3 protein-coding genes and 1 pseudogene are annotated in these 5,441 nt (G+C 54.9%); all 4 read right to left on the bottom strand.

Translation table 11 applies throughout. The annotated features are described in order from the left end of the window. A pseudogene (locus tag AC1DXW_RS30735) lies at nt 1–638 on the bottom strand (hypothetical protein); the annotation flags it as partial. A 740-nt stretch (nt 639–1,378) separates the two neighbouring features. Beyond that, nucleotides 1,379–1,738, bottom strand: coding sequence for a DUF6124 family protein (locus tag AC1DXW_RS30730; RefSeq protein ID WP_477760888.1), 360 nt, complete (start codon nt 1,736–1,738; stop codon nt 1,379–1,381). Nucleotides 1,739–2,427: 689 nt separating this feature from the next. Further along, nucleotides 2,428–3,549 (bottom strand): LLM class flavin-dependent oxidoreductase, encoded by a 1,122-nt coding sequence (locus tag AC1DXW_RS30725; protein ID WP_477760887.1) that lies wholly within the window; start codon nt 3,547–3,549, stop codon nt 2,428–2,430. Nucleotides 3,550–3,663: 114 nt separating this feature from the next. Beyond that, nucleotides 3,664–4,848 carry an acyl-CoA dehydrogenase family protein gene (locus AC1DXW_RS30720; protein ID WP_477760886.1) on the bottom strand — a complete coding sequence of 395 codons (1,185 nt, stop codon included), beginning with the start codon at nt 4,846–4,848 and terminating at the stop codon, nt 3,664–3,666. Between the last annotated feature and the right edge of the window lie 593 nt (nt 4,849–5,441).

The following is a 5,441-nucleotide window of genomic DNA, read 5'->3' as shown; positions in this document are numbered from 1 at the left end:
ATCCAGAGGTTGCCTGACTGCCAGCAGCCTTGAACATCCTGAAACGCATAAAATACTGGGAGCTTTTCACGGTGCGCCACATAAATATGTTTTTCTCGAGGAATTTTAGCTTTTACTTTGTTGAACTTATCCTCATTCACTAATGCGCATCCAGTTAATGATCTATGAACAACATTATTTTCTCGTTCTGACAGCACCGGATGATATATAAATCGTTGATCAGAGATAATCTCTTCAAATGCTTTCTCAATCTTAACTACGATCTCATCCACCTCAGAAAATGTTATGTAGTCAGTATCGATATGAAGACTTGTACTACCATAAAAATCTGTTGTGTTATGAACCTCATCATTTTCAGTAAGGTAATGGTAATTAATATCCGTAACTAATGCATGCTGGCTCGACTCCACATCACTTGCTTTAGGTCTTTCATCGCACAGAACAATACAATCAATATCAGAATGAACTGTTCCAATACCCTCGATCAATGTCCCTGACACAATCAAAATATCTGCTATATCAAGACAAACTCTATCTCGCAAATATTTTTTCGGAATCGTAATACCCCCATCCAAAATAGAAATCTCCTTATCCGAAATTTCCGACTGCGACGTTTTCACGAGTATTTCTTTTGTCATAACTCCTCCCTAAACAAACCGTTAATTAAGCGCACATCAAATGAAGCGCCAACTTATGTCAAATGCTCAATTCAATTTCAGAACTGAGACCAATAACACTCTCCCAATAAAAATCACTTAATGACCTTCTGCAAAGCGGCCTCATAAGTCGCTTCTACGAAGAGAGTCAGCGAAGTAGATGCACTCTTGTCGGTGCATTGATGAAACATTGATTCGCTATGAACCATGACGCTGTAAACCTAGTAGGCGCTCTCGTGTTTCGTCAAGAATTTATAAAAATTTCGGAAGTTACTTACAAACCAGAGATACAACGCCTGAATTCTTGCAATACATTTCCCAAAAACCTGTAAACCATTTCCTACAAGCCATCAATTCCCCTCTGCCATTTAAAATCTGGCTATGAAAGATCTTCCAGGTAGGATCTGATCACAAAGAGGAGCAGTTGAAGGAATGAGGTTTTCCTTATCGCGAGTGCAGTCTTCAAAAACCACTACACTTTTGCGTTGTTTGAATTCAATCCTTGCGAAAATCCCAATCACTTTTTTTCAAAACTTGCACAAGATTCCACTGCAAAACTGGTTCGGGAGGGGCAGCAATTATCCAATTGAACTAGCGGAACTCATTGAGTACGACATAAAAAACTTGCTCGCGATGGGACCACAACATTCAACATCGATCTTGAATGTAAGACCGCTATCGCGAGCAGGCTCACTCCTGCAGGGGTAAGTGGTGTTGCGGCTTTATACAGCCGGTTCGATTTGATCCAGCACGCGGTTCGCGGTGATTTCGGCGAGCATGACGCTATTGGAAATGCCCAGCAGCGCATTACGATCACCGCCCTCCAGATGATCCACCAGTTGATGCACCATCACATCCACCGAGGCCAGCGTCTCGACCAGATAAACCACCAGGGTTTCGGTCGTGGCCCCGGGGTCGACGCTGAACAGCGTGCTGATGGTTCGAGGGGTGGCTTTGATGTCGGCGGTCGAGGGGAAGTGGTAAGCGAGGGCACGCTCGGCGGCGTCGTGCAGTTTTTTTGAATCGGGTTCGTATGGGGATGCTGGATCGGTGTCCGGGGGATTAGGCGAAGGCTTGATCATAGGTTGAACTCCCAAATATATGGAGCCGTCACCGACCTGCGACTAAACAAGGGGTGGCAGCTGTACGCAGGTTAGTCGACCGGGGGAGTATCAAACCGGCGCGCCCGAAGGCGCCCTGCGCACAGCTACCATGAAGTGCAGGCATGAAATAACCTGACTGTCTGATCGCATATGCGCTTTGATATACCCCGGGCGACTAAACCCGATCACTGATGGGCAGTGACGGGAATCAAGTTACCGAGGGGGTCCAAGGCGCACAAGCCGGCGGATTCTGGCGTACCTGTAGGCAACGACGCAAGGCGTTGTAGCTTTCATCGAGTAACACTGACAGCCGTTAAACAGGCGCTATCTATAGGCCAAAAACCTGTAGGAACGAGCCTGCTCGCGATGGTCGCCAACGATAACGCTGGAAACCTGACACCCCGCGGCGTTCTCCGGTTTATCGCGAGCAGGCTCGCTCCTACAAGGGGTATGCGGTGGTCAACGCCCTATCCGGCAGGCATAAAAAAACGGGCCTTGGGGACCCGTTGGAAAGTGGGCCTGACGTCCATGTCAGGCCTGAAAATGCAATCAAACTGTGGGAGCGAGCCTGCTCGCGATGGGGCCATAACAGTCAGCATCGATGCTGAATGTAAGACCGCTATCGCCAGCAGGCTGGCTCCCACAGGGGTTGTGAGGTTTGACCCGTATCAACCCTTGCGGAAGTGCGGAATCACCTTCTCGCCAATGTTCTTCAGGGTCTCCAACTGCGCCCACTGCGGCACGGTGCCCATTTGACAGATGAACAGGATTTCGTCGGCGCCGGCATCGATCAGGCGCTGCACGTAGCCGATGCAATCCTCGACGGTGCCGTAGGCGTGGTTCGGGTTCATCATCGCCATGGTCGGGTCGGAGAAATCGACGCTAACTTCTTCGGAGGCGAAGCGCGACTTGATCACGCTCTGGCCGTTGCCATCGACGAAGGTGTCGTCTTTCCACTTCTCCGGATCCGGACGCTCGCCACCGCCGTACCAGTAGCCCAGGGACTCCATGAAGTAGCGTTGGCCACGGATACCGATACGGCGTGCTTCTTCGTTGTCGTCCAGCACGATGGCCGGGCACAGCGCGGCAATGTGGCGGTTAGGGCGGAAACCAACCTGCTTCTTTTCATCGCGGTTGTCGTAGGCCTGGTGATACACCTCGACCTTCTTGGCGATTTCTTCCGGGCCACCGAAGCCCAGCACCAGTGCGCCCATGCCACGACCGCCGGCATTCTTCAGCGACTCGGTGTTGGTGCATGCCAGGTACATCGGCGGGTGCGGATCCTGGTACGGCTTTGGATGGATCGGGCGCTTGGGTATCTGCACGAAGTCGCCGTTGTGCTCGATCTCGTCCTGCACGAACATTTTCGGGATCAGGTACATCATTTCGTCGATCTGCGGCTGCAAGGTCGCCAGGTCGTAGCCGAAGGTGCCGGCCTCCTGCTGGGTGCCGCCCTTGCCCACGCCGAAGTGCACACGGCCCTTGGACAACAGGTCGAGGGTGGCGATGCGCTCGGCGACCTTCACCGGATGGTTCATCGCCGGAGGCAGGCAAACCACTCCGTGGCCAATGCCGATGCGCTCGGTTTTACCGGCAACGAACGCCAGCATGGTTTCCGGCGCGGACATGTGCGAGTAGTTGCTCAGCGCCGTGTGCTCAACACACCAGAAGGTGTCGAAGCCGAGCTTGTCGGCCAGCACGGCCTGCTCGACAGTGTCTTCGAAAATCTTGCGGTCGCCTTCGCGGCTGGAGTCCACCGTCTGGGCTTCGTAAATCAGGGAAAATTTCATGGTTGATCCTTGTGCTTATTTGGATGCGCAGTCGGCGCCAGAGACCTGTGCCTTGCGCCCATGCTCGGGCATCGGCGACGCGCTTGAATCACGCAAACGGACTAGCCGAAAGCGTCAGAGAAAAAAGTCGTTACTGTCCTGGCCCATGCTCACCCCACCGAGGTTCCAGGCGTACTTGGACGGACTGTTGGCGACGTGGGCGCGACCGGTATGAATGTCGCGGAAGGCACGGTTGATCGGGTGGCTGCGGAAGATCGTCGAAGCACCGCTGTTGAACATCAGCTCGCCAACGGCCTTGGCGCACTTGTCGGCCACCAGCGCCGAGTCGTAACGCATTTTCACCCGCTCGGGCATGCTCAACGGCTCACCCTTCTGCGCCCGCTCCAGCATCAGGGCGAAGTTGCGATGCAGCACGGTCTTGCACTCGTCGACGCAGACCATGGCATTGGCCAGCGCCGATTGCGCGGCCGGGTCCTGGACCATTTTGCGACCGTCATTGACCCCGACCCGGGCGCGGTTGTGTTCGACAAACTGATCCACCGCGCCTTGCAGGGCACCGATAGCGGACGACGAAACCGCACGCACGAAAATCTGCCCGAACGGCAGGCGGAACAACGGTGCAGTGTTCTCCGCGTTGCCCGGACTGTTCTGCATGAAACCGTCGAACGCGCGATGGGTGCGGTACTCGGGCACGAAGGCGTTTTCCACCAGAATGTCGTGGGAGCCAGTGGCTTCCAGGCCCATGACGTTCCAGTTRTCGAGAATCTGGTAGTCGCTGCGCGGCACCAGGAACGTCCGATAATCCGGCGCCCCGCCCGCCTCCGCCGGCGGCACCAGCGCACCGAGGAATGCCCAGTCGCAATGCTTGCTGCCGGAGGAAAAGCCCCAGCGTCCGCTCAACTTGAAACCACCGTCGACCCGCTCGACCTTGCCCACCGGCATATAGGAAGAGGAGATCAGCACGCTGGAATCGCTGCCCCAAACATCCTGCGCGGCGCGGTCGTCGAACAGCGCCAGTTGCCAGTTGTGGATCGCCACCACCCCCAGCACCCAGGCCGAGGACATGCAGCCTTCGGCAAGGGTCATCTGCACGTCAAAGAAATCCTTGGGCTCCAGTTCATAGCCTTCCCAACGGGACGGTTGCAGGATGCGAAAGAACCCGGCGTCGTGGAAATCCTTCAGGGTTTCTTCAGGCAACTGGCCTGCTTGCGCGGCATTCAGGGCGCGTTCACGCAGGATCGGCACCAACTCGCGGGCACGTTGGCTCAGACGCTGGCGAATCAGGTCTTGGTTGAGCATTTTTATTGTTCTCCTTTGTTCACCCCATCCGCCGGGGCGCGCGTGTAACGGGGCGGGTGTAGTGCCCCTACGCTGGCATTCAAACAATGCGCAACAGAGTGGACATCCCTCAAACGGACCATGTGGGATTGGGGAACAGTTTTTTGGAGGTGAATCTGAAAGAGGTGTGTTGGCTGGCAGGCCGTCTTCGCTAGCAGGCTCGCTCCCACATTGGGTCTCCGGTTTTACTCGGGACTTGTGGTCGCTGAAGATCCCTGTGGGAGCGAGCTTGGTCCGGGCGGCGTTCCAACGATGGCTTTGTGTCAGGCGATGAATGTTTTGTGGGTGTACATATCCATTGCTGCGGTAACGGCCACTTAGGGTTCCGCTCTTACAGCGGGTCACTTTGAAAAGCGCAAAGTAACCAAACGCTCTTGCCCCTGACATTCGGTGCCTCGCCGTGGCTCGGCATGCCCTCGCTCCGGTCCTGCTCCGTGGGCCCGCCGCCATCGGCCATCCATGGCCCAGAGTGTGTAAAAACTGGTTCAAACATCGTCGACACTAGCGCCGACGATGTTTGGCTGGCTAACTACACCTAAAGCGCTCTTCGTAGC

The organism is Pseudomonas sp. P4_C4 (genome assembly GCF_056402055.1).
The sequence above is the reverse complement of the archived record's forward strand: the minus strand, read 5'-3'. Positions and strand labels throughout refer to the sequence as shown.

Coding starts and splice junctions, on each gene's coding strand:
- AC1DXW_RS30730 (WP_477760888.1), bottom strand. CDS start 1,738: ATGATCAAGCCTTCGCCTAATCCCCCGGACACCGATCCAGCATCCCCA.
- AC1DXW_RS30725 (WP_477760887.1), bottom strand. CDS start 3,549: ATGAAATTTTCCCTGATTTACGAAGCCCAGACGGTGGACTCCAGCCGC.